Source organism: Actinoplanes xinjiangensis (assembly GCF_003148685.1).
Lineage (GTDB): Bacteria > Actinomycetota > Actinomycetes > Mycobacteriales > Micromonosporaceae > Actinoplanes > Actinoplanes xinjiangensis.
Genome location: NZ_QGGR01000011.1, coordinates 253,209 through 276,877, shown reverse-complemented (window position 1 = coordinate 276,877; position 23,669 = coordinate 253,209). Strand labels below are relative to the sequence as shown.

27 protein-coding genes are annotated in these 23,669 nt (G+C 72.9%); 13 read left to right on the top strand and 14 right to left on the bottom strand.

What is annotated here, in order from left to right; translation table 11 throughout:
- Positions 1-102: 102 nt before the first annotated feature.
- Both BC793_RS25305 and BC793_RS25300 read right to left on the bottom strand, forming a co-directional pair.
- The gene (locus tag BC793_RS25305; protein ID WP_239170321.1) at positions 103-639 is read right to left on the bottom strand and encodes a LuxR family transcriptional regulator; all 537 of its coding nucleotides are present in this window, start codon (positions 637-639) and stop codon (positions 103-105) included.
- Positions 636-3,164: a LuxR C-terminal-related transcriptional regulator gene (locus BC793_RS25300; protein WP_109596373.1), complete on the bottom strand. Its 2,529-nt coding sequence runs from the start codon at positions 3,162-3,164 to the stop codon at positions 636-638. Before BC793_RS25300 ends, BC793_RS25305 begins: the two co-directional genes overlap by 4 nt.
- Positions 3,165-3,370: 206 nt before the next feature.
- Between BC793_RS25300 and BC793_RS25295 the strand changes: the two genes are divergently transcribed.
- The 5 genes from BC793_RS25295 (at position 3,371) to BC793_RS25275 (ending at position 8,869) form a co-directional block, all read left to right on the top strand.
- The gene (locus BC793_RS25295; protein WP_109596371.1) at positions 3,371-4,843 is read left to right on the top strand and encodes a dynamin family protein; all 1,473 of its coding nucleotides are present in this window, start codon (positions 3,371-3,373) and stop codon (positions 4,841-4,843) included.
- Positions 4,831-6,612 carry a dynamin family protein gene (locus BC793_RS25290; protein ID WP_109596369.1) on the top strand — a complete coding sequence of 594 codons (1,782 nt, stop codon included), beginning with the start codon at positions 4,831-4,833 and terminating at the stop codon, positions 6,610-6,612. Before BC793_RS25295 ends, BC793_RS25290 begins: the two co-directional genes overlap by 13 nt.
- Positions 6,612-7,061, top strand: a complete 450-nt coding sequence (locus BC793_RS25285) for a hypothetical protein (protein WP_109596367.1) — start codon at positions 6,612-6,614, stop codon at positions 7,059-7,061. The genes BC793_RS25290 and BC793_RS25285 overlap by 1 nt, the downstream gene beginning before the upstream one ends.
- Positions 7,062-7,133: 72 nt before the next feature.
- Entirely contained in the window at positions 7,134-8,510 is a 1,377-nt protein-coding gene (locus BC793_RS25280; RefSeq protein WP_109596365.1) for an MFS transporter, read from the top strand.
- Positions 8,510-8,869 carry a GntR family transcriptional regulator gene (locus BC793_RS25275; protein WP_109596363.1) on the top strand — a complete coding sequence of 120 codons (360 nt, stop codon included), beginning with the start codon at positions 8,510-8,512 and terminating at the stop codon, positions 8,867-8,869. Before BC793_RS25280 ends, BC793_RS25275 begins: the two co-directional genes overlap by 1 nt.
- Before the next feature lie 254 nt (positions 8,870-9,123).
- On the opposite strand, the gene BC793_RS25270 is transcribed toward BC793_RS25275, so the two are convergent.
- A complete protein-coding gene (locus tag BC793_RS25270) occupies positions 9,124-9,558 on the bottom strand; it encodes a hypothetical protein (RefSeq protein WP_109596466.1) in 435 nt (144 codons plus the stop codon).
- Positions 9,559-9,705: 147 nt separating this feature from the next.
- Here BC793_RS25270 and BC793_RS49730 point away from each other — a divergent pair, with 147 nt between their 5' ends.
- Positions 9,706-9,852 carry a hypothetical protein gene (locus BC793_RS49730; protein WP_158319356.1) on the top strand — a complete coding sequence of 49 codons (147 nt, stop codon included), beginning with the start codon at positions 9,706-9,708 and terminating at the stop codon, positions 9,850-9,852.
- A gap of 36 nt (positions 9,853-9,888) precedes the next feature.
- Positions 9,889-10,533: a hypothetical protein gene (locus BC793_RS25265; RefSeq protein WP_146246437.1), complete on the top strand. Its 645-nt coding sequence runs from the start codon at positions 9,889-9,891 to the stop codon at positions 10,531-10,533.
- A gap of 13 nt (positions 10,534-10,546) precedes the next feature.
- Here BC793_RS25265 and BC793_RS25260 read toward each other — a convergent pair whose 3' ends face one another.
- The 3 genes from BC793_RS25260 to BC793_RS25250 all read right to left on the bottom strand — a co-directional run bounded on the left by BC793_RS25260 (position 10,547) and on the right by BC793_RS25250 (position 12,259).
- A complete protein-coding gene (locus BC793_RS25260; RefSeq protein WP_109596359.1) occupies positions 10,547-10,801 on the bottom strand; it encodes a hypothetical protein in 255 nt (84 codons plus the stop codon).
- Between the two features lie 161 nt (positions 10,802-10,962).
- Positions 10,963-11,439 (bottom strand): pyridoxamine 5'-phosphate oxidase family protein, encoded by a 477-nt coding sequence (locus BC793_RS25255; protein ID WP_109596357.1) that lies wholly within the window; start codon positions 11,437-11,439, stop codon positions 10,963-10,965.
- 79 nt (positions 11,440-11,518) lie between these two features.
- Positions 11,519-12,259 carry a metallophosphoesterase family protein gene (locus tag BC793_RS25250; RefSeq protein ID WP_109596356.1) on the bottom strand — a complete coding sequence of 247 codons (741 nt, stop codon included), beginning with the start codon at positions 12,257-12,259 and terminating at the stop codon, positions 11,519-11,521.
- Between the two features lie 35 nt (positions 12,260-12,294).
- On the opposite strand from BC793_RS25250, the gene BC793_RS25245 reads away from it, so the two are divergent.
- On the top strand, positions 12,295-12,999 hold the full coding sequence (locus BC793_RS25245; RefSeq protein ID WP_109596354.1) for a carbon-nitrogen hydrolase family protein: 705 nt from the start codon (positions 12,295-12,297) through the stop codon (positions 12,997-12,999).
- A gap of 42 nt (positions 13,000-13,041) precedes the next feature.
- On the opposite strand, the gene BC793_RS25240 is transcribed toward BC793_RS25245, so the two are convergent.
- Complete coding sequence (locus tag BC793_RS25240; protein ID WP_109596352.1) at positions 13,042-13,449, bottom strand: hypothetical protein; 408 nt, start codon at positions 13,447-13,449, stop codon at positions 13,042-13,044.
- Positions 13,450-13,507: 58 nt separating this feature from the next.
- Here BC793_RS25240 and BC793_RS25235 point away from each other — a divergent pair, with 58 nt between their 5' ends.
- Positions 13,508-13,849, top strand: coding sequence for a hypothetical protein (locus tag BC793_RS25235; protein WP_109596350.1), 342 nt, complete (start codon positions 13,508-13,510; stop codon positions 13,847-13,849).
- Between the two features lie 28 nt (positions 13,850-13,877).
- Here the strand turns inward: BC793_RS25235 and BC793_RS25230 are convergent, their stop codons facing one another.
- On the bottom strand, positions 13,878-14,579 hold the full coding sequence (locus BC793_RS25230) for a class I SAM-dependent DNA methyltransferase (RefSeq protein ID WP_109596465.1): 702 nt from the start codon (positions 14,577-14,579) through the stop codon (positions 13,878-13,880).
- Between the two features lie 66 nt (positions 14,580-14,645).
- On the opposite strand from BC793_RS25230, the gene BC793_RS25225 reads away from it, so the two are divergent.
- Entirely contained in the window at positions 14,646-15,143 is a 498-nt protein-coding gene (locus tag BC793_RS25225) for an RBBP9/YdeN family alpha/beta hydrolase (RefSeq protein ID WP_158319355.1), read from the top strand.
- Here BC793_RS25225 and BC793_RS25220 read toward each other — a convergent pair.
- From BC793_RS25220 to BC793_RS25205, 4 genes are read right to left on the bottom strand one after another with little or no spacing between them, the layout of a single operon-like run.
- On the bottom strand, positions 15,121-16,002 hold the full coding sequence (locus tag BC793_RS25220) for a DUF3626 domain-containing protein (protein WP_239170322.1): 882 nt from the start codon (positions 16,000-16,002) through the stop codon (positions 15,121-15,123). The two genes, BC793_RS25225 and BC793_RS25220, sit on opposite strands and share 23 nt — an antisense overlap.
- Positions 15,999-16,835, bottom strand: a complete 837-nt coding sequence (locus BC793_RS25215; RefSeq protein WP_109596346.1) for an undecaprenyl-diphosphate phosphatase — start codon at positions 16,833-16,835, stop codon at positions 15,999-16,001. The genes BC793_RS25220 and BC793_RS25215 overlap by 4 nt, the downstream gene beginning before the upstream one ends.
- A 60-nt stretch (positions 16,836-16,895) precedes the next feature.
- A complete protein-coding gene (locus BC793_RS25210) occupies positions 16,896-17,834 on the bottom strand; it encodes a tyrosine-type recombinase/integrase (RefSeq protein WP_203896367.1) in 939 nt (312 codons plus the stop codon).
- A 4-nt stretch (positions 17,835-17,838) separates the two neighbouring features.
- Complete coding sequence (locus BC793_RS25205; protein WP_239170323.1) at positions 17,839-19,419, bottom strand: ABC-F family ATP-binding cassette domain-containing protein; 1,581 nt, start codon at positions 19,417-19,419, stop codon at positions 17,839-17,841.
- A 211-nt stretch (positions 19,420-19,630) separates the two neighbouring features.
- Here BC793_RS25205 and BC793_RS25200 point away from each other — a divergent pair, with 211 nt between their 5' ends.
- Together BC793_RS25200 and BC793_RS25195 are read left to right on the top strand one after the other, a co-directional pair.
- Positions 19,631-20,689 carry a hypothetical protein gene (locus BC793_RS25200; RefSeq protein ID WP_109596342.1) on the top strand — a complete coding sequence of 353 codons (1,059 nt, stop codon included), beginning with the start codon at positions 19,631-19,633 and terminating at the stop codon, positions 20,687-20,689.
- Positions 20,689-21,030: a PadR family transcriptional regulator gene (locus tag BC793_RS25195; RefSeq protein ID WP_109596340.1), complete on the top strand. Its 342-nt coding sequence runs from the start codon at positions 20,689-20,691 to the stop codon at positions 21,028-21,030. Before BC793_RS25200 ends, BC793_RS25195 begins: the two co-directional genes overlap by 1 nt.
- Positions 21,031-21,087: 57 nt before the next feature.
- On the opposite strand, the gene BC793_RS25190 is transcribed toward BC793_RS25195, so the two are convergent.
- Entirely contained in the window at positions 21,088-21,984 is an 897-nt protein-coding gene (locus tag BC793_RS25190; RefSeq protein WP_109596338.1) for a dihydrodipicolinate synthase family protein, read from the bottom strand.
- 29 nt (positions 21,985-22,013) lie between these two features.
- Complete coding sequence (locus BC793_RS25185) at positions 22,014-22,787, bottom strand: endonuclease/exonuclease/phosphatase family protein (protein WP_109596336.1); 774 nt, start codon at positions 22,785-22,787, stop codon at positions 22,014-22,016.
- 116 nt (positions 22,788-22,903) lie between these two features.
- Here BC793_RS25185 and BC793_RS25180 point away from each other — a divergent pair, with 116 nt between their 5' ends.
- Positions 22,904-23,665, top strand: a complete 762-nt coding sequence (locus tag BC793_RS25180) for a sulfite exporter TauE/SafE family protein (protein WP_109596334.1) — start codon at positions 22,904-22,906, stop codon at positions 23,663-23,665.
- Positions 23,666-23,669: the final 4 nt, after the last annotated feature.

Here is a 23,669-nt window from a genome sequence, read left to right as displayed (position 1 = left end):
CGGACCTCCTCGGTGTCGTCGGCCCGACGCTACGAGGACCGGGCCGCTGCCCGCGTCATACCGGTGGTGGCACTGTCTTCTACTGCGGACGGTGTAGCCGGGTCAGTCGGGGGAACGCTGGCGCTGGCGCAGGTAGGCCAGCACGGCTTCGCGGGTGGTGCGGACCCCGAACAGGGCTCTGGCCTCGGCGATGCGGCGGTTCGCGGTGCGCAGGGACAGGAATTCGGCGGCGGCCGCGGCCGCGATGGTGTCGCCGGCGGCCAGCCGGTCGAGCAGGGCCCGCTGTTCGGGGATGAGGTTGGCGATGGTGTCGGAGCCGTCGATGCCGCGGTGCACCGGGCCGAGCCGGGACAGGTCGTCGATGAGGGCACGCCCGGCTGTCGACTCGGGGTCGCAGACGGCCACCACGCCGGCGCCGCGGGCGGCCGCGAGGACCGCCAGCTGCGCTGATTCGAGGTCGTCGTCGCCGATGCGGCCGTGCAGGAGCAGGTGGGCGGCGCCGACGTCCCAGGACGGGTCGGGCAGGGCGAATCCGGCCCGGGCGGTCCATCCATCACGGGCCAGCCGCCGCAGGACGGTGTCTGCTTCGGCCGCGGTGGCAACTACGTGGCGTGGAGCGTCGTCGGGCTGTCGTATCACCGGCCATCCTCGCTGGTGTCGAAGGGTTCGGGCCTTGCCGGGGTGGTGGCGAAGGCGAGTGCCGCTGCCTCGGTACGGGTACGCGCCCCGAGTTTGCGCATGCTCGCGCGGATGTGGGTGTCGACGGTCTCGGCGGAGATGCCGAGTTGCCCGGCGATGCGGCGGGTCGGTTCCCCCGCCGCGACCAGGCCCAGGACGTCCAGTTCGCGGCGGGTGAGCCGCCCGTCGGAGCGGGGGCTGCGGCTGTCGCGCTGGATCTGGTGCCGGCGCAGCCCGCGGCGGGCGCGGCCGGCCAGCACGGTGAGCCCGGCGGTGTCGGCGAGCTGCTCGGCCCGCAGCAGCGCGGCGACGGCCTGGTCACGGTCGCCGCCGGTGAGTCCGGCCGCGATCAGGCAGCGGATCTGTTCGCGCAGGGCGACCGGCTGCCAGCTGTCGGCGGCGGTGTCCAGCCCGGACCCGACGGCCCATGCGGTCAGGGTGCGGCGGGCCGCGACGGGCAGGTCGACCGGGATCGCCGCGTTGCCGGGCATGCCCAGGTCGTAGGCGGCCCAGCGGGCGGTGATCGCGTGCAGGCCGGCCAGCAGACCGGTGCCGGCGTCGGCGGGGGTCCGCGCGGCCCGGTCGGGCTGGCCGTCGAGCCAGGCGGCTTCGCGGGCCACCCAGGCGGCGGCCGGGTGGGCCGGGGCGTTCTCCAGCCGGGCGCGGGCGGCCGCGAGCAGGCCGGTGTCGGCCTCGATCAGGGCGGTCGCCGCGGTGGCGTAGGCGCGGGCCTGGTCGGGCAGGGCCCGGTCGGTGAGGTTCGCCGCCCTGCGCAGTACCCCTTCGATGCCGTCCCAGGACAGTTCGGCCGGCACGTCCGGGCCGTGCAGGGCCAGGGTCCAGTCGGCGGCGGCCAGGAACCGGGTCTGCCAGCCGTAGGCGAGTGCGTCGGCGGCGGCTGCTGCCGCGGTCAGGGCGGCGGCGGCCGCGTCGGTGAGCCGGCCCTCGGCGGCCAGGTGCTCGACCAGCAGCCACGCCGACCAGCGGGCGATCAGCGGGTCGGCGAACCCGGCGGCGGTGCGCAGTGCGGTGTCCCAGCCGGGCAGCCGGTGGGTGGCCCGGACCGCGGCCAGCGCGGCGACGATCCCCGGCGGTGGCTGCGGATGCCGGACGGCGATTTTGTCGGCGAGTTCGAGGGCGCTCATCGGTTCGGTGGACAGGGCACACAGCAGCAGGACCCGGTCGCGGGCGGCGACGACCCCGGCGGCGGCGGTGTCCGGCACGGCGCGTACCGCGTCGCGGGCGGCGCCCGGCTCACCGGCCTGCAGCAGCGCTTCGCCGCGCAGCACGGCCGCCTCCAGGGCCAGCGGATCCACCGGGGGTGCACCGGCCGCCGGGTCGACGCCGTGACCGGGTGCGGCCGCCCGGGGGAAGGCCCCGGCGAGTGCGGCCAGCGGGCGCAGGACCTCGGCGGCGTCCGTGGCGCGGCCGGTGGCCAGGGCGGCGTCGGCGGCGGCCAGGCGTACCCGCGGGTCGACGTCGGCCGGCAGCGCGCAGGCGAACAGCAGCAGGGCGGCCCGTTCGGCGCCGGCGACCCGGTCGGCGGCGGCCAGGGCCTTGCGGTACGCCGCGTCGGGGTCCCCGGCGGCGGCCAGGTGCCGGGCCGCTTCGGCCGGTGGTGTCAACTCGGCGAGCCGGGCGTGCAGGTCGGCGCGGGCCGGGCCGTCGAGCAGGCCGGCGGCGGTCTCGGCGACGTACGCCGACACCGGCAGCAGTGACCCGCCGGGTTCCGCGGTGACCAGGCCGGCGGCCAGCAGGTCGGCGGCGCCGGTACCGAGTAGGGCGGGGGCGGCGGGCCGGCCGAGCAGCCCGAGCGCGGCCAGCGCGGTGCGGGCGGCCCGGGGCAGGTCGGCCAGGGCGGCGGCGATCGCGTACGCCACCTGGTCGATGTCCTCCCCGATCGGTGCGCGGCCCGCGGCGGCCTGCCGGGCCAGCGCGATGGTCGCCAGGGGGTTGCCGCCGGCCCGGGCGATCACCGCCGATGTGGACTGCTCGTCGAGGCCGCCGGCGGTCTTACGGACCAGGGCGTGCGACTCGCCGGGGGTCAGTGGTGGCACCGGCAGCCAGGCGGTCGCGGCGTCGCGCAGGGCGGCGGCCAGGGGTTCGCTGAGCCGGTGCGGGGTCCGCACGGCGACCAGCACCCGGCAGGTGCGGGCCAGGTGCGGCAGGGCGGCGACGGTGGCCGGGTCGGCGTACTGCAGGTCGTCGAGGACCAGCAGCCCACCGCGGACCCGGGAGCGGACCGCCTCGGCCAGCAGGGGCACGTCGTCGGCGGGCAGCCGGGCCCGCACCGCCCGCGACAGGGCCAGCGCCGGGACCTCGGCGAGCATGGCCAGGCCACCGCCGAGGTGGGCGGGGCCCGGCACGGCGGCGGCGATGCGCCGCAGCAGGGTGGTCCGCCCGCAGCCGGGCGGCCCGGTCAACACGACGAGGGCGGGCCCCTGGCGCAGAGCGGTACGGGCGGCCACCTCTGGCTCGTCCGTCACCTGCGCCCTCCCATCCTCGCGGTGAACATCGCGGCGACCACCGTCCGTGGGGCCGACATCACTGGCACGATCTCGGGATCCCGGTCACGGTGCCGACCTCCGTAGGCTCTGTGAGACTGCGGTGAACTACAGGAGGGCCCTTTCGTGACGCCGACTTCCGCGATAGGCACATTGTCGCCGACGGTGTGCTGCGCTGACGAGTCGAAGTGAACGGCCCGCTCACCTCCGGAATCGCGACTCTGTGTCACGAGATCGTCACCCGGGTTTCCTCCGATGCTGGTCAACAGGTCCAGCAGATTAGCAACCGTCTTCACGATCCGTTACGTGTGGCGATCGCAGGCCGCCTTAAAGCCGGAAAGTCGACACTAGTCAACGCCCTGATCGGTCGTCGGGTCGCCCCCACCGCGGCCGGCGAGTGCACTCGCGTGGTCACCCGATTCCGTTACGGGGCCGCCGATCGCATCGACGTGGTCACCCGGGACGGGGCCCGGCACAGCCTGCCGCTGGACGAGGACGGCATGGTGCCGGACCGGCTCGGGGTGCCGGCGGTGCGCATCGCGTATGTCGACGTCGCGCTCACCAGTGACCGGCTGCGGGACCTGACCGTCGTCGACACGCCGGGCCTGGCGTCGACCGACACGGCCGGCAGTGCCCGCGCCGAGGCGGCGGTCGGTATCGACGACGACTCCGCCGGTGAGGTCGCCGCCGCCGAGGCGGTCATCTACGTGTTCACCCAGGCGGTCCGCGCCGACGACGTGCGGGCGCTGCAGGCCTTCCACACCGCGTCGGCCCGGCTGGCGACCAGCCCGATCAACGCGATCGGGGTGCTGGGCCGCATCGACACGCTGGCCGGCGGCGCCGGTGACCCGTGGCCGGTCGCCGGGCCGCTGGCGCAGCAGCAGGCGGCACTGCTGGCCCGTACCGTCGGTGATGTCGTGCCGGTGGCCGGGCTGCTGGCCGAGACCGCCGAGGCCGGCCGGCTGACCGGCGCCGACCGCGACGCGCTCGCCCGGCTCGCCGCGCTGGCGCCGGCGGACCTCACCCTGCTGCTGCTGTCGGCCGACCTGTTCCGCAGCCGGCCCGCCCCGATCAGCGCCGACCAGCGCGAACGGCTACTGACCCGGCTCGACCTGTACGGCATCGGGTTCGCCTGCGCCCAGTTGGCCGCCGAGCCGCGGCTGGGTACCGGCGAGCTGGTGCGGCGGCTGTCGGCGGCGTCCGGTCTGGCCCGGCTGACCACCACCGTCGACCAGACGTTCCGCTGGCGCTCGGACGCGATCAAGGCCGGCTGGGCGCTGACCCGCCTGGAACGCCTCGCCTCGCTGGACCGGCAGAACCGGGCCGCCATCCGCGACGCCGTCGAGCAGGCTTTGCGTGACCCGGCCTACCACCGGCTGCGGCTGCTCGACGCCGCGCAGCGGGCCGCGACCGGTGCCGTGGCGCTGCCGGCGCACTGGGAGCAGCAGCTGATCCGGCTGGCCACCTCGACCGACCCGCGCTGGATCCTGGACCTGCCCGACGCCGACGGCACCGCGCTGGCCGCCGCCGCGGTCGCCGCCGCCGGCCGCTGGCGGGCCTACGCCGTCGACGGGGCCGGGCCGGCGCAGGCCCGGATCGCGCACGTCGCGCACCGCGGGTTCCAGCTGCTCGCCCAGGAGGTGCGCCAGTGCAGGATCTGACCACACTGCTGGACACCGCGGTCCGCGACACCCTGTCGTATCTGCGGACCGCCGACCCGGACGCGGCCGCCGACCTGGCACAGCTGCGCCGCGCCCACCTGACCCGGCCCGGGGTGGTCGTCGTCGGGGAAACCAAACGCGGTAAGAGTTCGCTGGTCAACGCACTGCTCGGGGTGCCCGGCCTGTCACCGGTCGACGCGGCCGTGACCACCGCGGCGTATCTGAGTTTCGTACCCGGCGACACGTTCACCGCCCGCGCCTGGCTGCCCGGCGGCGAGGAGGTCGAGGTCGACGACCTGTCGTCGTGGGCGCGCGGCCACCAGCGGACCCGCAAGATCGAGGTCACCCATCCGGCGCCGCTGCTGCGGTATCTGACCCTGCTGGACACCCCGGGCGCCGGCGGTCTGGACCCGGTGCACGCCACGATCGCGCTGGACGCGGTCCGCCGCGCCACCGCCCTGCTGTTCGTCGCCGACGCGTCGGCCCCGCTGTCGCAGCCGGAACTCGACTTCCTGGCCGCGGCCACCGAACGCGTCGACGCCGTCGTGTTCGCCCTCACCAAGATCGACGCGTTCGGGCAGTGGCGGACCATCGCCGAGGACAACCGGTCACTGCTGCAGGCGCACGCACCCCGGTTCGCCGCCGCCCCCTGGTTCCCGGTGTCGGCACGCCTGGCCGAGCTGGCCCTGTCGGCCGACCCGGCCACCCGCGACGCCCTGGCCACCGAGTCGAAGGTGCCGGCCCTGCAGCACGCCCTGGTCGAACTCGCCGGCCGCGGCCACCAGCTGCGCCTGGCCAACGTGCTGCGCGCCGCCCACCGCGACCTGACCCGGCTGCGCGACGTCGCCGACGAACGGGTGCAGGCGGCCGCCGCCGACGCCACCGCCCAGGCCGCCACCCGCGCCGAACGCGCCGCGCTCGCCGCCCGTAAACGCACCGAGTCCCGGCAGTGGACCCTGAAACTGAACGCCGAGATCCAGCACGCCCGGGTCGCCGTGGTCGGCCGGCTGCGGACCCGGCTGACCGAGGTCCAGCACGACTACGCGGTACGCATCGACGCCGCCAAGGGTGACACGCTGACCGCGCTGCCCGACGACCTGGACACCCAGTTGCAGGCCGTCGCGGCGGAACTGTCGACCACTCTGGAGGACACCTACCGCGAGGTGGCCGAGAAGGTGCTGGCCGACTCGTTCGACCCGGCCCGGGTCAGCGCCACCCTGCGGCACACCCTGACCGCGGGCCCACCGCGCGACGGATCCGGCGACAACATGCTGATCGCCCTGTCCGCCGGCGGGATCGCCCTGATCGCCGGGCGCGGCGCGATGCTCGGCGTGTCCGCCCTGGGCATCGCCGGAGCCGGGCTGCTGATCCCGTTCGCCGGCCTGGGTCTGGGCCTGGCCGCCGGCGGGTACGTCATCTACCGCCGCCGCGTGCACACCGACCGCCGGCACGCCCACACGTGGCTGCGTGACGTGCTCGCCGAGGCGCGGGCCGCGCTGACCGACGAGATCAGCGGCCGGTTCACCGACCTGCAGTACGCGTTGTCGGTCGCTCTCGACGACGCGATCGAACGCCGGCTGCGCGAACTCGACGCGCTGATCGCCGAGATCGACGCCGCCGCCGCCGAGGACGCCGCCGGGCGTGCCCGGCGGCGGGCCGCGGCCACCACCGACCGGGACACCGCCGCCGCCCGGCTGCGGGTCGCCGACGAAGCCCTGTTGCGGGCCCGTTCCCTGACTCCCACCCCCACCGATGAAGGACAGGCCTGATGACCGACCACTGGGACCACGACGACGCGTTCGACTTCGACCCGCCCCACCACGACGACGTCGCCGCGCCCGAGCCGCTCGACCACGACACGTGGGACCTGCCGGACGTGGACGTGCCCGACGCGCACCTGCCCGACGTGGACGTGCCCGACCTCGACGGTGCCGGTGAGCAGCTCGCCGCGGTCGCCGACGACCCGGTCTTCCCGCCGGCTCTCGACGTCGACCTGCCCGAACCGGTCGACGGTTTCCCCTGGATCGACGCCACCACCCTGGGTGCCGGCGACCCCACCGGCTTCCTGCCGCCGGTGGAGACCGTGTCCCCGCAGGAGCTGGCCGCGTACGCCGGCATCGAGATCCCCGACGGCGCCGACCCGTGGACGGTCCTGGCCGCCTCCGACGACCCGGCCACCGCAGCCCTGGCCCGCTGGTGGACGACGGGTGAACAGTGATCCGCGTCTCCCGCTGACGGCGCCGGGGTGGCATCATGTCCGCGCACCGACCACATTCCAGGAGCGCACCCGATGGCCGTCGACGGCAACAGCACCACCCTCGCGCCCAGACGCGAACGTACCGGCTGGTACTTCTACGACTGGGCGAACTCCGCGTTCTCCACCACCGTCATCACCGTGTTCCTCGGGCCGTTCCTGACCAGCATCACCGAACGGGCCGCCGGCTGCGCCATCGACGCCGACACCTGCGACGGCACCGTGCGCCCGCTCGGTATCCCGGTCGCCGCGGGCTCCTACTACGCGTACCTGGTCAGCCTGTCGGTGCTGCTGACCGTGTTCGTGCTGCCGGTGATGGGTGCGATCGCCGACCGCGCCCCCCGCAAGAAGCCGCTGCTGGCCGGCGCCGCGTTCACCGGCGCGGCCGCCACCGTCGCGATGGCCTTCGTCACCGGCGACCGCTACCTGCTCGGCGGTCTGCTGTTCATCGTCGCCAACATCTCCTTCGGTGCGGCGATCGTCGTCTACAACTCGTTCCTGCCGCAGCTGGCCGGCCCGGACGACCGCGACCGGATCTCCAGCCGCGGCTGGGCCATCGGCTACCTCGGCGGCGGTGTCCTGCTGCTGCTCAACCTGGTCGCCGTGATGAGCCTGTCCCGCGACGGCGACGCGCAGCGCACCCTGGACCTGGCCCGCTGGTCGATCGTGTCGGCCGGTGTCTGGTGGGCGGCGTTCACCATCGTCCCGCTGATATGGCTGCGGGAACACCCCGGCGCCGCGGCCAAACCCCGCCTGGGCGGCAACGTGCTCACCGACGGGTTCAAACAGCTCGGCCACACCATCAAGGGCATGCGCGCCTACCCGCTGACGCTGGCGTTCCTGGGCGCCTACCTGATCTACAACGACGGCATCCAGACCGTCATCGCCCTGGCCAGCCAGTTCGGCACCGAGGAACTCAAACTCGAACAGTCGGCGCTGATCCTGACCATCCTGATCGTGCAGTTCCTCGCGTTCGGCGGTGCGCTGGCTCTCGGCGCGCTGGCGACCCGCATCGGCGCCCGCAAGACCATCCTGATCGCGCTGGCGCTGTGGCTGGGCGTGGTGTCGGCCGCCTACTTCCTGCCGGAGGGCGAACCGATCCCGTTCATGCTGCTCGGCGCCGGTATCGGCATCGTGATGGGCGGCAGCCAGGCCCTGTCGCGCAGCCTGTTCTCCCAGCTGATCCCCGCCGGTAAGGAAGGCGAGTACTACGGCTTCTACGAGATCAGCGACAAGGGCACCAGCTGGCTCGGCCCGCTGTTCTTCGGCCTGATCTTCCAGCTCACCAACAGCTACCGGGCCGGCATCGTGTCGCTGGTCGTGTTCTTCCTGGTCGGCGGCGTACTCCTGGCGTTCGTCCCGATCCGGCGCGCCATCGTGGCCGTCGGTAACACCCCGCCCAAGCTGATCTGATGAACATCACCATCGACCCGGCGTCCGCGACCCCACCCTACGAACAGGTCCGGATGCGGATCGCCGCGCTGGCCGCCGACGGTGAACTGGCCGCCGGCACCCGCCTGCCGCCGGTACGCCGGCTGGCCGACGACCTGGGCCTGGCGGTCAACACGGTGGCCCGCGCCTACCGCGAACTGGAACAGGCCGGCCTGGTGGAGACGCGCGGCCGGCTCGGCACGGTGATCACCGCCAAGGCCGGCAACACCTCCGGCCAGGCACAGCGGGCCGCGCACGCCTACGCCGCACGCGTGCGGGCCCTCGGCATCCCCACCGAGGCGGCTCTGGCCCTGGTCAAGGCCGCCTTGGAAGATCAATAACCCCGATTCTGTACGCCGTCGGCCGCCCCACCGGACCACACCTCCCGCAACTGCCGGGTCCGCGGCGGGCGGCCGCCGGCGGGTACCGGCCCCGATCTCCCGGCACAGGACCTGCCGGCCACCGCGCTGCGCACCGACGTCGATCCGGGCGGCGTCGGTTGCCTGCTCGCCGGTGTGCCGGCGCCCCGGACAGCACGCTCGATCGGACCGGATGCTCACCGTCGTCGCCCGCCCTTCGCGGTCGGGGTGTCGGTTCAGTGCAGGATCGGGTCGATCTCCTGCAGCATGTCGATCAACTGGCGCCCGCCGCGGCGGATATGGTCGTCGGGGTCGCGGGACAACGTCTCGCACGCGCGCAGCGCGGCGTCACGATCGCGGGCGAACACCGTGAACACGTCGAGGACCGCGGTGTGGATCCAGTCGCTGTGGTGGGCGTCGGCCACGGCGAGGGCGGCGGCGACCGCCGCGAACCCGGCCGTGTCCCGCCGCCGCAACAGTGCCGTCGCCGTCTCCCGGGTGACGAACGTGTCACCGGCGTCGAGCACCAGACCCGACAGTGCCCGGCCGGCCTCGGGCATCTCGGCGAACCCGGCCAGGCAACGCCCCGCGTCGGCGCGGTCGCGGTAGTCCGGACTCGCCGCGAGTTCGATCAGGGTGGCCACCACCGCACGCCGTGCCTCGCTGTTCACCGCCGCATTCTTGCGCGGCCACGGCAATGCCGCCCGCACGGGCCCCGGCCGGGGATATTCCAGCGGCGGATGCCGACCGCTCGCCTGCAGATTACGGGTCGGCCGTCACCGCGATCCGCCACGTGCTGCTCGCCCAGCGGCTGTTCGGTGATCCGTACCGTCGACCTGGACGCCTATGCCCGTCTGGAGGACGGCGTGCTGGCGACACCGCCCGGGGTGCAGCCGCTGAACTCGGCGCTGGTGGTGAACAGTTTCGTCACCGACCGGCCGTGCCCGGCCGATCTTGCTCGATAGGCGGGCGTGGTTGCGTGGGCGGGGCAGGATGTGGCCGTGCCCCGCAACCGCCTGATCCTGCGACAGATCTGCCTGTCCCTCGGTGCGTTGCTCGCGTGCCTGACGGCGTGGGTCGCGGTCGCAGCGCTGACCGGGTCGGGTTCGACCGCGCTGATGTCCGTCGCGGTGCTGCCGATGGTGGCCGGTCTGGTCGTGCCGGTGATGGTGTGGTTCGCCGGTGAGGACAGACTCGACCGGCGGCCCGGCTGGTTCACCGGGATCGGTGTGGTGACCCTGCTGTTCGCCGTCGCGGTCGGTGTCGGGGTGTCGGCCACCTACCTGGACCTCGCCGGCCGTCGGGTGCCGGTGGTGGTGACCGCCGGTGACGGCGTGTCCCGGCAAGGCCATCAGCTCGTCGTGGTGGAGACCGCGGCCACCGGCGAGGATCTGGGTGAGGTGCTGTTCTTCGCCGACCGTGACATCCGTGCCGGTGACCGGATGGTCGCGGTTCTCGATCCGCTGGGCTGGTTCCCGCCGGAGGTCGGGCAGCCGTCACCGGCCCTGCATCGGTGCACCTACGCGCTGGCGGCCGCCGGGGCGCTGCTGCTGACGGTGCTGACCGCGCTGCGGATCCGCCGGGACCTGCGCCGGTACGACTTCACCGGCAGCCGCCGGCCCGCCGGGCGGTCGCGGCGCACCTGACGGCCGGGCCGTCTCAGTGGGCGTCGGGGTGTCCCTGCTGCCGCAGCGCCTCGTAGAGGACGACGAACAGGTCGTGTTCGGCCATGTCGTCGTCGAGGCCGGCGTCCTCGACCGCGTGTCGGATGCAGCAGGCCCGCCCGTCACTGATCGTCCAGGCCTGCCGGACGGTGCCCAGCATCATGCACGGCAGGCACAGCAGTGCGGGGTCCGGCAGTCTCCCACCCGGCCGATCCCGCTTGCTGACACCGGGGCGCGCACGCTTGCTCACCTCTGGACTGTAGGACATCAGGCCGGCCGCCGTAGGCGGGCCCGGTGCGGGTGGTGAACCGGCAGCTCACCGCGAGCGGCGCCCGCACTCACCGGTGCCGGCCGGGTCGACCGGGACGCGGCTGTCGTGGTCGACCAGTCACCGCGAGCGGCGCCCGCACGTCACCGGTGATCTCCGCCGGTGCCGGCCGGGTCGACCGGGACGCGGCTGTCGTGGTCGTCGAGCAGGTAGTGTGCCGTCGCCCGGGCCCGGTAGAGCCGGAACGCGGCCGGTGCGGCGACGTCGCTCACCTGCCACTCACGGCCGCCGGCGGCCACTGACCGGTCCGAGTAGACGGTGATCGCGGCCGCTGTCTGCGCGGCCGGGACCGGTTCGGCCAGTGCCTCGATGTAGACGCCCTGTCCCGAGCCGATCGGTGCGGCCGAGTCGAAGATCACGATGCCGACCTGTGGCCGGTCGGCGATGTTGGCCGAATGCCGCGTCGACGTGCGTGACAGCCACAGGAAGTCGGTGTACCGGTCGGCCGCGAACCAGACGGGTGTCGCCCATGGCCGGCCGTCGGTGTCGGCGGTGGCGAGTGTCAGGTAGCCGTTGGCGTCGATGATCGTCCGGGCGAGCGCGGCACGGTCCTCGGTCATGCGTCGTTTGTAGAGGCCTTCCGGGGCGCGCGTCAAACGCCCCTCGCCACCGGCGGGAAGCGGCGGGAAGCGGCGGGCTCTAACGGGCTCGCCCGGTACGCAGTTGACCCGCGATGTCCGGGCGCCCGTTGCTGTCCGCCAGCCGTGCCGCGGCTTCCCAGTCGTATTCCACGGCCAGAAGGTCGGCCTCCCAGCGTCCGTTCGTGTCGTCCACGATCGCGTAGCGCGCATGGGGGCTGCCCGATTCCATGACGTGCGGGTACGGCGCGTCGTCGTCGTAGGCGGGCCAGCCCGCACTTCCGGGATTCACGATGAGCGTGCCCGTACCGAGGCGTACCTGCCGCTGCAGGTGAGTGTGGCCGCACAGCAGCAGCGGCCACGTCGCGTACTCGCCGAGTCTGGCCGTGATCTCCTGGTGCGTGGCGGGCCTGGCACCGTCGGGATCGACTGTCTCCAGCAGGTAGACGACGTCGTCGTGGGGGGTGCCGTGGAACGCCAGCACGCCGGGCGTGATCTCGGCAGTCAACGGCAGCGACGCGAACCAGGCGCGATGGGCTTCGGTGAGCTGGTCATGAGCGAACCGGTCGGACATGGACATCTGTTCACGGCGATGCTGGAGCAGCTGGCGTTCGTGGTTGCCGCGCACGGTCAGCTGGCCCAGTTGCATCAGCCGGTCGGCCGTCGCCGCGGGAGCCAGCCCGCCGGAGATCAGATCACCGAGGTTGACCACGGTGTCGACCATGCGGTCCTCGATGTCGGCGAGTACCGCCTCCAGAGCCAGCAGATTCCCGTGCAGATCAGAGATCACGGCGATGCGCATGGCAGGCAGGCTAACCGACGGGTGATCATGTCGGGATGCGTGCATCGCAGATACGAATCGCCGCCGCTCAGCCCGCCTGCATCCCAGGGGACCCCGCTGGTAACGCCCTGGTCCACGCCGAAGCCGTCCAGGCCGCCGGGTCCCGCGTGGTGGTCTTTCCCGAACTGTCGTTGACCGGATACGAACTCGACGCCGACCCGATCAGGTGCGACGACCCCGCGCTCACACCGCTCGTGGGCGCCTGCACGGCGACGGGCTCGGTCGCTCTGGCCGGTGCTGTCGTCGCGGAGGCCGAGCATCGTTTCATCGCCATGCTGGCCGTCGACGCCACCGGGGTGCGGGTCGTCTACCGCAAGACCTGGCTGGGCGGTCGAGAACCGCAACGGTTCCGGGCCGGCGACGGACCTACCGTGCTCGAGATCGACGGGTGGCGGTTCGGGCTGGGAATCTGCAAGGACACCGGCGCGGCGCAACACATCGCGGGCACTGCGGCGCTGCGGGTCGACGCCTACCTCGCCGGCCTGGTGCACCGCCCGGAGGAGCTACCCGAGCAGGAGGCCCGTGCGGTGGTCATCGCCCGCACCTGCCGGTCGTTCGTCGTCTTCGCCAGTTTCGCCGGCCCGACCGGTGACGTGTACACCGAGACGGCTGGTTGCTCGGCCATCTGGTCCCCCGGCGGCCTGGCCATCGCCCGTACCGGGCCGGAGGTCGGCGGCATCGCCCGGGCGACCCTCGTCTGAGGCCGCCGGCACCGGAGCCGGCGGGTTCACGGGTCGGGCGTGTCAGGTCGCGGTCAGCCACGCGGCCAGGCGGTCCTGTTCGTCGTCGGGTAGCGGCCAGGTGGCGGGCTCGACCCAGGCGACGCGCCCGTGACCGCAGAGTCGCGAGCCTTCGTACATGCGCAGTACCTCGTCCGGGCCCACGTCCCGCCATTGCGGAGTGTGCTGGATAAACAGCGCGACCACGATCGCCCGGGCGCTGTGGCCGGGGCGAAGGTCGGTGCGTGAGAAGCCCAGCACGGGTCCTGCGGTCTGCTTTGCCGCCGGCCAGCCGGGCAGCGCCCAGTTGGGCCGATACGTGAACCGGCTGTCCCGGGCATGACCGCCGGGCAGGAGGGTCGCGCGCCCACCGTCCTGCGTCGGCACCAGATCAAGGTCGATCCCGAGCGCCAGCACGTTCACCGGTTCCATGAGCGAAGGATAGGAGTCCCCCTGGTGGCGCCGCCGCACGCAGATCGAGAATGGGGGTGTGGAATCCAGGGAGTTGACCGGGCGGGAACGGGCGGTGCTGGCGGCGCTGCTGGCGGTGGACTTCGACGGCGCGGCGGCGTTGCGAAAGCAGGCGGCCGGGGCGCGGGTGGTCGCCGGCTGTGCGTGCGGGTGCCCGTCGATCGAGTTCGAGGCCGGCCGCGGGTTCGGGATGAACCCGAAGGTCAACGGGTTCCCGTACGAGGGTCACACCAGTCTGTTCCTCTACACGATCGTGGACGCCGACGGCGGTGAGCTGCTCGGCGGGATCGAGTGGGCCGGCATCGACGAGGAACCGCGGGAGTTGCCGCCGCCGGAGACGTTCGCGGTCGAGGCCGCCTGAATCCGGGCGCGGTGCCGGCCGTACCGGATCAGGGTCTTTCGCAGAGGAACACCCGCTCGCGGGCGGGCCGGTCGGGGGCCTGCCGGACGTCGGTGATCCGGAAGCCGGCGGCGGTGAGGTCGGCGTCGAGGTCGTTGCGGTCACGGAAACGCAGCGTGGAGTCGGAGGTGAGGACCTCACCGTCGCCGAACGTGTACGTGTAGCGAAACGACACCAGCGGCAGCCGTACGCCGGTGAGCTGGAACCGTTGTTCGACACGGCCGACGCCGGGCACGTCGCGGGTCTGCGGTTGCCGGTGGGCCCATTCGTCCCAGGCCCGGTATTCGGGCCGGCGGGTCTCGAAGACCAGGAACCCGCCGGGCCGCAGTACCGCGAACAGGGTGCGCAGGGTGGTGTGCCAGTCGTCGTCGGTGAGGAACACCTGGGCGACGTTGCCGGTCATCAGGACCAGGTCGAAACCGGTCAGGCCGGTGAGGTCACCGGTCCAGGTGACGGTGCCGGTTTTGGTGCGGGCGATGTCCAGCGACGCCGCCGCCGGGTCGAAACCGGTGACGTCGTGGGAGCCGGCGAGCCGGGCCGCGAGGGTTCCGGTGCCGCAGCCGAAGTCGAGGATGCGGTGGGCGCCGAGTTCGGCGACGATGTCCTCGTAGGCTTGCAGGTCGCCGCGGTCGCCGTCGAAGGTGTCGTAGACGGCGGCCAGTCGTGGGTGGGTGAAGATGGGGTCGGGCACCCGCACGACGATAGGGCATCGCCGCGATGACGGCAGGTATTCACGTTTGCCGTTACGCTGCCGGGGGTGACCCGTTTTCTGCTGGTACCCGGCCGCGGGGTGCCGTTTGCGAACCATTGGTCGCGGCAGTGGGCGCGCGCGCACCGGCACTACCGGTGGGCGCCGGAGCCGCCGGGTGCGCCCTATCTGGTCGAGGACCGGGTGGCGGCGTTGCAGGCGGCGGTGGCCGCGTCGCAGGACCCGGCGATCCTGATCGCGCACAGTGCCGGCTGCCTGACGGTGGCGTGGTGGGCGCGGCAGTTCACCGGCCCGGTGACGGCGGCGCTGCTGGTGACACCGCCGCAGACCGGCGACGTCCCGCGCGAGCCGTTGCCGTTCCGGTCGATCGTGGTGGTCAGCCGCGACGATCCGCACGGCACGTTCGCCCACGGGCAGCAGCTGGCCCGAGACTGGGGTGGTGAGCTGTTCGACGCGGGCCCGGTCGGTCATCTGGATTCCAGTTCCGGGTTCGGGCCGTGGCCGGACGGCGAGAAGCTGGTGGCTAGGCTGGCCGGCCCAGGATGACCAGGATGTGCCACAGGTATTTGACGATCTGCGGTGGGTCGCCGTCGCGGGCGGCCCGGCCGATGATCTCCGCGTTCAGGACGGGCTCACCGTAGCGGGCGGCGATCTCGCGGGCCAGCAGGGCCGCTTCGGGGCCGCGCAGATCGTCGGGGAACTGTTCGGCCGGCAGCTGCAGGCCGTGGTGCCAGTGCACGGCGACGCCGAGGCGGCGTAGCCCGGCCTCGATGGCAGTGCCGCGAAACGACGGGTCGGCGACGACCGCGGCGACGTCGGCGGCGATGCTGAGGCCGCCGTGGACCTGCGCTTCGACGTAGTCGTCGAGGGTCCGGCCGGCGGTGGTGCGCGGTTCGGCCAGGGCGGCCTGCCACGTGTGCGGGTCGTCGGCGCTGACGCCCAGGGCCTGCCCGGTACGGGCGACCTGCGCGAGCAGACCGTCCCAGACGGCGCCGAAGGTGGCGGCCGTGCCGAGGATCTCGGGCAGGGTGTGGATGTCGCCGAGGCTGAACGTGGCCCGCCCGGTGACGTGGCCGCGCAGCACGAAGTGGCAGCTACCGAAGCGGGGTGCCGCCCCGTCGGGGTGCCCGGGCAGGTTGAGGGCCCCGTAGACGGGCCGGCTTCCGCTGTCGCCGAACATCCGTTGTTCCCAGACGGGCCGGTCACCGCCGAGACCGCCGTTGGAGATGCCGGTCTCGTACTGGGTGCGGTAGATGCCGTCGGCGGCCAGGTGTTCGATGACGGTACGGCCGTCGGCCAGGGGCCGGTCGGGGTGGAAGTTGACGGTGATCGGCGCGGTCACGACCGGCCCGGGGGCGGGGAACAGCGCCCGCACGTGGGCGAGCGCTGTGTCCGCGGGGGTCACTTGGCCGAGATCGTTCCGGTGGACAGCAGGACCAGCAGCAGCGAGCCGAGCGCGAGCCGGTAGAAGATGAAGATGCTGTACGAGTGTTTCGACACGAATTTGAGCAGCCAGGTCACCGACGCGTAGGCGACGACGAAACTGACGACGGTCGCGACGATCGTGTTGGTCCAGCCGACGCCGGTGGCGATCCGGTCGGCCTCCTCGACGCCCTGCAGCACCGACGCGCCGGCCAGGGCGGGGATGGACAGGAAGAACGACAGTTTCGTGACGGTGACCCGGTCGAGGTCGCGCAGCAGGCCGGCCGACATGGTGGCGCCGGAGCGGGAGATGCCGGGGATCAGGGCCATGCACTGCACGACACCGATGATGAGGGTGTCCTTCCAGGTGACGTCCTGCTGGTGGCGGACCTGGGTGGCGGCGTGGTCGGCGAACGCCATCACGCCCGACCACAGGATCAGGGCGCCGGCGACGAACCAGAGGCTGCGCAGTGGTCCTTCGATCTGGTCTTTGAACAGCAGGGCCGCGATGACGATCGGGATGGACCCGAGCAGCACCGCCCAGCCGAACCGGAAGTCCTCGTGGTCGCGGTGGGCTTTGTTGAACAGGCCTTTGAAGAACGCCGGGACGACCCGGGCGATGTCCTTACGCAGGAACAGGATGGTGGCCAGGACGGCACCGGACTGGATGATCACCGTGAAGGCGGTGATGTCCGGGTCGTCGATGGTGTGACCGAACAGTTTCTCCAGGATCGTCAGGTGCCCGGTGCTCGACACCGGGAGGAACTCCGTGACGCCTTCGACCGCGCCGAGGATGACGGCCTCGACGATGCTCATTTCCGTGCTCAAAACCCGCCCGCTCTCTGTTGCCGCGGGTTCAGAGCATAGGGGGCATGGTCACGGGCTGTTGCGGCGGGCACGGGCCGCGGCGATCGTGTAGGCGGGGTCACGGTCGAGGTTGAAACGGTCCCGGTCGTAGCGGCGGGTGGTGCGCGGGTCGGCGTGGCCCATGGCGTCCTGGACGTCTTCGAGGGCGACGCCTTCGGCGCGGGCGGTGGTGGCGAACGCGTGCCGCAGCGAGTGCGGTGACAGCCGGCCGGCCTCGGCGATGCCGGCGTCGGCGGCCAGGCGCCGCACGAGCCGGAACACCGCGTGCCGGTCGACGCGGGCGCCGGTGGCGGTGGCGAACAGCGGGCCGGGGTGCAGGCCGCGTTCGTGCAGGTAGTCGTCGAGGGCGGCGGACACGCCGGGGGTGAGGGCGCGGCGGCGGGCTTTGCCGCCTTTGCCGGTGAACCGCACGGTGCGGTGGCCGCGGTCGTGGCCGACGTCGATCAGGTCGAGGCCGACGAGTTCACCGACGCGCAGGCCGAGGTCGGCCAGCATGGTGATCATGGCGCGGGGGCGGGGGCCGGCCCGGTCGGCGGCGGCCAGCAGCGCGTCGACCTCGGTGGGGGTGAGCCCGAGGGTGGCGGAGTGGTCGCGGTCGAGTGGGGGGCGGTCGGCGCCGAGGACCGGGTTGGTGGGTACGGCCTGCAGTTTGAGCAGGAAGTCGTACCAGCTGGAGATGCCGGACAGTTTCCGGGCCACCGACGCCGGCGCCAGCGGCTGGGCCTCCAGGGCGCGGGCGTACGCGTTGACGTGCAGGAACGTGGCGTTCAGCGGGTCGACCTGGTGGGTGGTGCACCAGGTGAGCCAGGACGTCACGTCCCGGCGGTAGGCGGCGCGGGTGTGGTCGGACAGTCGCCGGTTGGCCAGCCATGCCTCGGTGAAGTCGGTGGCCGCGGCGGTGGTGGCCGGGGGGAGCACCTGGTGCGGCTGTAGTTGCATGCCGGTCATTTTCTCAGTTCTCGATCACCCGTCCGTCGGCGACATGCCAGTGCCGGTGGTGTCCGACGGCGTCGGCGAAGTACCGGTCGTGGCTGACGATCAGCAGGGTGCCCCGGTAGCGGCGCAGGGCTTCCTCGATGACGTCGAGGGCGGCGAAGTCGAGGAAGTTGGTGGGTTCGTCGAGCAGCAGGATCCTCGACGGGCTGTTGACCAGCACGGCCAGCAGCAGTCGCCGTAGTTCGCCGGCGGACAGGTCCCGGACCGGCTGGGTCCACTGGTCGGTGTCGAACTGGTGACCGAGCAGCAGTTTCTCGGCGTCGTCGAGGTAGACCGGTACGCGGGCGCGGAAGAAGTCGACGACGGTGGTGGTGTCGCGCAGGTCGTCGTCGGTCTGCGGTAGCACGGCCACGTCGGGGTGCTGGTCGGCGATGGCGCGCAGCAGGGTGGTCTTGCCGGAGCCGTTGCGGCCGGTGATGAGGATCCGGTCGCCGCGGTTGACGTCGAGGTCGATGTGGCGCAGCAGGTCCCGTACGGTCAGGTCGCGGATCTTCAGCACGGTCTCCCCCGGCTCGCCGGTGTCGGCGGGAAACGCCAGGGTCAGCGGTGGCCGGGTGCGGGGCCGGGCGATCCATTGCACCGACGCCATCTGGCGGCGCAGCCGTCGTTCGCGGACCTTCGCCTTGCGGGCCACCAGCCGGGCGACGCGCCGGATGTGGGGTGCGGCGGCGCTGGCGGGGGTGCTGATCTCGACGTTGCGGGCGTAGCCCTTGGTGGCGGCGATGTCGGCTTCCCAGCGGCGCCGGTCCTTCTCCTGGGCTTCGAAGTCGAGCAGCAGTTTCTCCCAGCGGCGCTGTTTCTCCTGCCGGTAGGTGGTGTAGCCGCCGCCGGGGTAGTCCTGGGGTTGTTCGTCGATGCCGTCGAGTTCGATGATGCGGGTGACGACCTCGTCCAGAAAGGCCCGGTCGTGGCTGACCGCGAGGACACCGCCGGGGAAGTCGTGCAGCCAGGTGCGTAGCCAGGCGGCGCCTTCGGCGTCGAGGTGGTTGGTGGGTTCGTCCAGCAGCAGCAGGTCGGGGTCGTCGAGCAGGGCGCGGGCCAGCATGAGCCGGGCCTGTTCGCCGCCGCTGACCGCGCGCAGCGGCAGGTCGTCGTCGAGGTGGTCGATGTCCAGGCGCTGGCGGATCTCGGTGAGCCGTGATTCTGCGCGCCAGCCCTGCAGGGCGGTCCAGCGTTCCTGCACTGCGGCGTAGGCGTCGAGCAGATCGTCGCCCTGCGCCATGCGTTTCTCCAGCTCCCGCATGGTGGCGGTGACCGACGCGAGCTCGCCGAGGCCCGCGGTGAGAAACGCGCCGACGGCGCCGTCGGGGTCGGGCATGCGTTGCGGCACGTACGCGACCCGGGTGCCGGCGCTGATGCTCAGGTGTCCTTCGGTCGGTGGGAGCAGGCCGGCGAGCACCCGCAGCAGGGTGGTCTTGCCGGCGCCGTTGGGGCCGACGATCCCGATCCGGTCGCCGGGGCGCAGCACCAGGTCGAAACCGGAGAACAGCAGGTCGCCGTCGTGGGCGCGGGCGAGGTTGACTGCTTTGACGTGCACGAGCGGCTCCAGGGCAGAGGGTGACACCGATATGGGACTGGTCGGGTGTCTCTCACTTCACCGGACGGTGCTCCTGGATCTCTCGGGCGTCGGTTGCGTTCCTACTCTGCTCGCCGTCGGGGCCGTCCCGCAACCGGGTATCGGCCTGGCACGCGAACCCACCCCTACCGCTCGGTTGACGATATATAACGGCGACCGTACGGTGTGGGGTATGTCTGGATCCGACTGGCCGCGCGCCGACCCCGCCCTGGAGCGCATCTACCGGCGGCTGCTGCACGCCTATCCACGCTCCTACCGCCGCACCCACGGCGCGGAGATCGTCACCACCCTGCTGGAGATGGCCGAGCCGGGCCGGCGCCGCCCCCGCCCGGCCGACGCCTGGCATCTGCTCGCCAGCGGGCTGCGTCACCGATTCCGGCTACCCGCCCACCGCCCCCTGGCCCTGATCGCCGCGGTGCTGGCACTGCTGGCCGGCGGGGCGCTCGGTGCCGCCGCCGGCTCGTGGGCCGGCGTGCAGACCTTCGCCGGCCTGCCACCGGCCGAACCGGCCCGCGCCCTGCACGCGCAGGCCGCCGGTCTCCCGCCCGGCACCACCGTGCCGGTCTCCGTCAACCTGCTGCCACCGGACGCCGACCCCGTACCGATGTGGTGGGGCACCAGCAGCACCGGCACGGTGTGGGACGGCGAGCAGGCCCGCGCCCGGCTCGCCGCCGACGGCTGGCAGGTCGACCCGCTGACCACCACCGACCGCCTCGCCACCGGCACCGCCGCACCCGAACACGGTTTCCAGGCCGTCCGCGACGGTCTGCGGCTGACCGTGACCGGCGAGGCCGGGTCGGTCTCCACCGACCTGGCCCCCTACGACACCGGCGGCCTGCTCCCGCTGATCGCCGCCGGGCTGCTCACCGGCGCGGTGACCGGCTGGCTGATCGCCGCCGCGGTCGCCCGCCACCGGTCACGGCCCGCCGCCCTCGCCTCAGTGGTCACGTTCGCGGCCCTGTTCGCCCCGGTGTGGTCGCTCTACGACGACACCGTGATGGCCTTCACCCTCCACGGCCGCGCCGACGTGCACATCCTGACCGTCCACGGCCGGCTCGCCTCGACGCACGTCAGCCCGCCCGGCCCCGACTGGCTGTCCGGGCTCTGGCCGCACACACCCTGGTTCACCGCCGCCCTGATCGGAGCGGGCCTGCTGGCGGCCGCGACCACGATCACACTCGCGGCCGCGTTCCCGGCACGCGGCCGCACCCCGCGGAAGGTGACGCTCTGATGCAGGAACCGACGATGCTGATCCTCACCGCACTGGCCACCCGGCCACTGCACGGCTACGGCATCATCCAGGCCGTCGGCACCCTGTCCGACGGTGAGGTCACCCTCCGGCCGGGCACCCTCTACGGCGCCCTGGACCGCCTCGCCGACCAGTCGCTGATCGCGGTGGACCGCGAGGAGGCCGTCGACGGCCGGCTGCGCCGCTACTACCGCCTCACCGACACCGGCGCGCAGGCCCTGACCGCCGAGGCCGACCGGCTGCGCCGCCGGGCCGCCGCCGCCGAATCCCAGCTGCGCACCCGCGCCGGTAGCCTGCCACACGCCCTGCCCGGCACCCCCTGACCAGCCCGGTCGCGGGCTACCACCCGGCAGCCCGCGACCGGCAGCTGACCGGTGACCTCAGCCGCGGCCCGGTGGTGTCGCCTCCACGATGGCCAGCGCCTGCACCACCGCCGCGTGACCGGCCGCGTCCAGAGGCCGCAACGGCGACGGCAGACACCCCGCCCCGACCAGGCCCCGATGCTCGGCGACGGCGGCGACCACCCGCAGACTGCCGTGGGCGGCGAACAGTTCGAACAGCGGCCGCAGCCGATCCGAAGCCGCCCGCGCCGCCGCCGGCGACCCGGCCCGCACGATCGGCAACGCCAACTCGGGCAGGATCCCGGCGATCACCGAATACCAGGCGTCACACCCCGCCCGCAACGACACGGCGGCCACCTGATCCCCCGACACCCCGATACCGACGTGCGACGGCAGCAGCGCCCGCAGCGCGGTGACCCGGTCCCGGGCGATCGCCGGGTCGGCCGGCAACGGCGGCACCTTCACCGACGCGACGTGCGCCAGTCGCGCGACCGCCGCATACAGCTCGTCGGTGAACGTGAACCCGGTGGTACGCGGATTGTCATACACCACCAGCGGCACCGACAGGTTCGCCGTCACCTGCTCGTACAGGTGATACACCTCGTCGTCGGTCAACGGCTGATAGGACACCGGCGCCAGCAGCACCGCCCCCGCACCGGCACGCTGGGCGTCGTCGGCGTGTTCCAGCACATGCCGGGTCCGTAACGCGCCGATCCCCACGATCACCGGCACCCCACCGGCGTTCTCCACGGCCAGCGCGGCGACCCGGGCCCGTTCGGAGCGCGTCAGATACGCGTAGGAGCCCGTCGACCCCAACGCGCCGATACTGTCGACGCCGGCGCCGGCCAGCCGGCCCACCAGATTCGCCAGAGCACGTTCGTCGAGACGGTCGTCGTCGAGCGGGGTGAGCGGAAAAGCACTCAAACCGGTGAACACGGGTGTTCCCTCCACAAGGTCAAGGGGGGTCAACGGTCGAGACGTACCACCAGGGGCCGATGATCGGACACACCGACCGGCGGGGTGCGCACCTGCACGACCCGGCCCAGCGCGGCAACCCCACGCGGATCGGCCAGCACATGATCCAACTGGGTCTTCGGCGACGGACTCGGGAACGTCGCGGCCCGCGCCAGCGGCTGCCACCCGGTGAACGCCCGCACCGGCCCGGCCGGCATGTTCAGATCACCCAGCAGCACCCGCGGCGCCGGCAGACCCCGCAGCGCCCGCACCGCCGCCCGCAACTGCCGCACGTTCCAGCCCGGCACGAACGACAGATGCGTCGTCGCGACCGTCAACGGCCCCGCCGGGGTGTCCAGCACCGCGGCCAGCAGCACCCGCGGCTCGTCACGCAGCAGCAGCAGACCACCGTCGGGCACATACACCGGCGACCGCACCGGCGCCGCCGGCAACTGGGTGATCTGCCACCGCTGCACCGGAAACCGGCTGACCAGCGCAATCCCATACTGCGGATGGCCGATGTCGGCGCCGGAATGCCACGGCTCCCACGTCTGCCCCGGCGTACCCACCACGGCCGCGGCGAACCGGTGGGTACCCGCACCGAGCGCATCGGCGGCCAGCGCCGTCAGGTCCAGCAGCCCCGACCGCGGCTGCGCCCGGTCGACCTCCTGCAACCCCAGCACGTCGGCGTCCAGGTCGGCGACGGCGGCATGAATCCGGTCAGCGTGTACGGTGCCGTCCGACAATGATCGGCCGTGCAACAGGTTGAAGGTGGCCAGGCGCACGTGCCGACCCTAGCCAACGGGATGGACGCGATGTTCTTCAAGGCGTTGTTGTGTCTGGCGTTACTGTTCGTCGCCGGCGCCCTGTTCGGCATCTGGCTGCAGAAACAGCGCCGCAGGTGATCGCCGCGCTCCTGGTGGCCGCCCTGGCGGCCGGCTGGATCGACGCGGTCGTCGGCGGCGGCGGGCTCCTACTGCTGCCGGCCCTGCTCGTCGTGGCCCCCCAACTCGGGACGGCCACCGCACTGGGCACCAACAAACTCGCGGCGATCTGCGGCACCGCCACCGCGGCGCTCACCTACGCCCGCCGCACCCGCATCGACTGGCGGGTCGCCGGCCCGTCGGCCGCACTGGCCCTGCTGTGCGCCGGCGCCGGGGCGGCACTGGCCGGATCGGTGCCCGCCTCGGCGTACCGGCCGGTCATCATCGCCGTACTGGTGACGGTGGCGGTGTTCGTGACCGTCCGCCCGCAGATGGGCCTGACCGAACACCCCGCCAGACGCACCCGCGCCCGCCGCGGCGCCGCCGTCGCCGTCGCCGGCGGCCTGATCGCCCTCTACGACGGGCTGATCGGACCCGGCACCGGCACCTTCCTGGTGCTGGCGTTCACCGCGATCGTCGGCGCGGACTTCCTGCACGGCTCCGCCATGGCCAAGATCGTCAACACCGCCACCAACCTCGGCGCGCTGGTGGTGTTCGCCGCGAACGGGCACGTGGCCTGGCTGCTCGGCGCCGGCATGGCCGTCGCCAACATCGCCGGCGCCCTGATCGGCGCACGGATGGCCATACACCGCGGCGCCGGATTCGTGCGCATCGTCCTGCTGGTCGTGGTGCTGACGCTGATCGCCCGGCTCGGCTACCTGCACTGGACACAGACGTGAACGG

What these genes read in the sequence shown, in the direction of transcription:
- BC793_RS25255 (WP_109596357.1), bottom strand. Translation starts at nt 11,439, where the DNA reads ATGACCGAGGACCGTGCCGCGCTCGCCCGGACGATCATCGACGCCAAC.
- BC793_RS25250 (WP_109596356.1), bottom strand. Translation starts at nt 12,259, where the DNA reads ATGCGCATCGCCGTGATCTCTGATCTGCACGGGAATCTGCTGGCTCTG.
- BC793_RS25195 (WP_109596340.1), top strand. Translation starts at nt 20,689, where the DNA reads ATGCAGGAACCGACGATGCTGATCCTCACCGCACTGGCCACCCGGCCA.
- BC793_RS25200 (WP_109596342.1), top strand. Translation starts at nt 19,631, where the DNA reads ATGTCTGGATCCGACTGGCCGCGCGCCGACCCCGCCCTGGAGCGCATC.
- BC793_RS25245 (WP_109596354.1), top strand. Translation starts at nt 12,295, where the DNA reads ATGCGTGCATCGCAGATACGAATCGCCGCCGCTCAGCCCGCCTGCATC.
- BC793_RS25280 (WP_109596365.1), top strand. Translation starts at nt 7,134, where the DNA reads ATGGCCGTCGACGGCAACAGCACCACCCTCGCGCCCAGACGCGAACGT.
- BC793_RS25240 (WP_109596352.1), bottom strand. Translation starts at nt 13,449, where the DNA reads ATGGAACCGGTGAACGTGCTGGCGCTCGGGATCGACCTTGATCTGGTG.
- BC793_RS25285 (WP_109596367.1), top strand. Translation starts at nt 6,612, where the DNA reads ATGACCGACCACTGGGACCACGACGACGCGTTCGACTTCGACCCGCCC.
- BC793_RS25215 (WP_109596346.1), bottom strand. Translation starts at nt 16,835, where the DNA reads ATGAGCATCGTCGAGGCCGTCATCCTCGGCGCGGTCGAAGGCGTCACG.
- BC793_RS25275 (WP_109596363.1), top strand. Translation starts at nt 8,510, where the DNA reads ATGAACATCACCATCGACCCGGCGTCCGCGACCCCACCCTACGAACAG.
- BC793_RS25210 (WP_203896367.1), bottom strand. Translation starts at nt 17,834, where the DNA reads ATGACCGGCATGCAACTACAGCCGCACCAGGTGCTCCCCCCGGCCACC.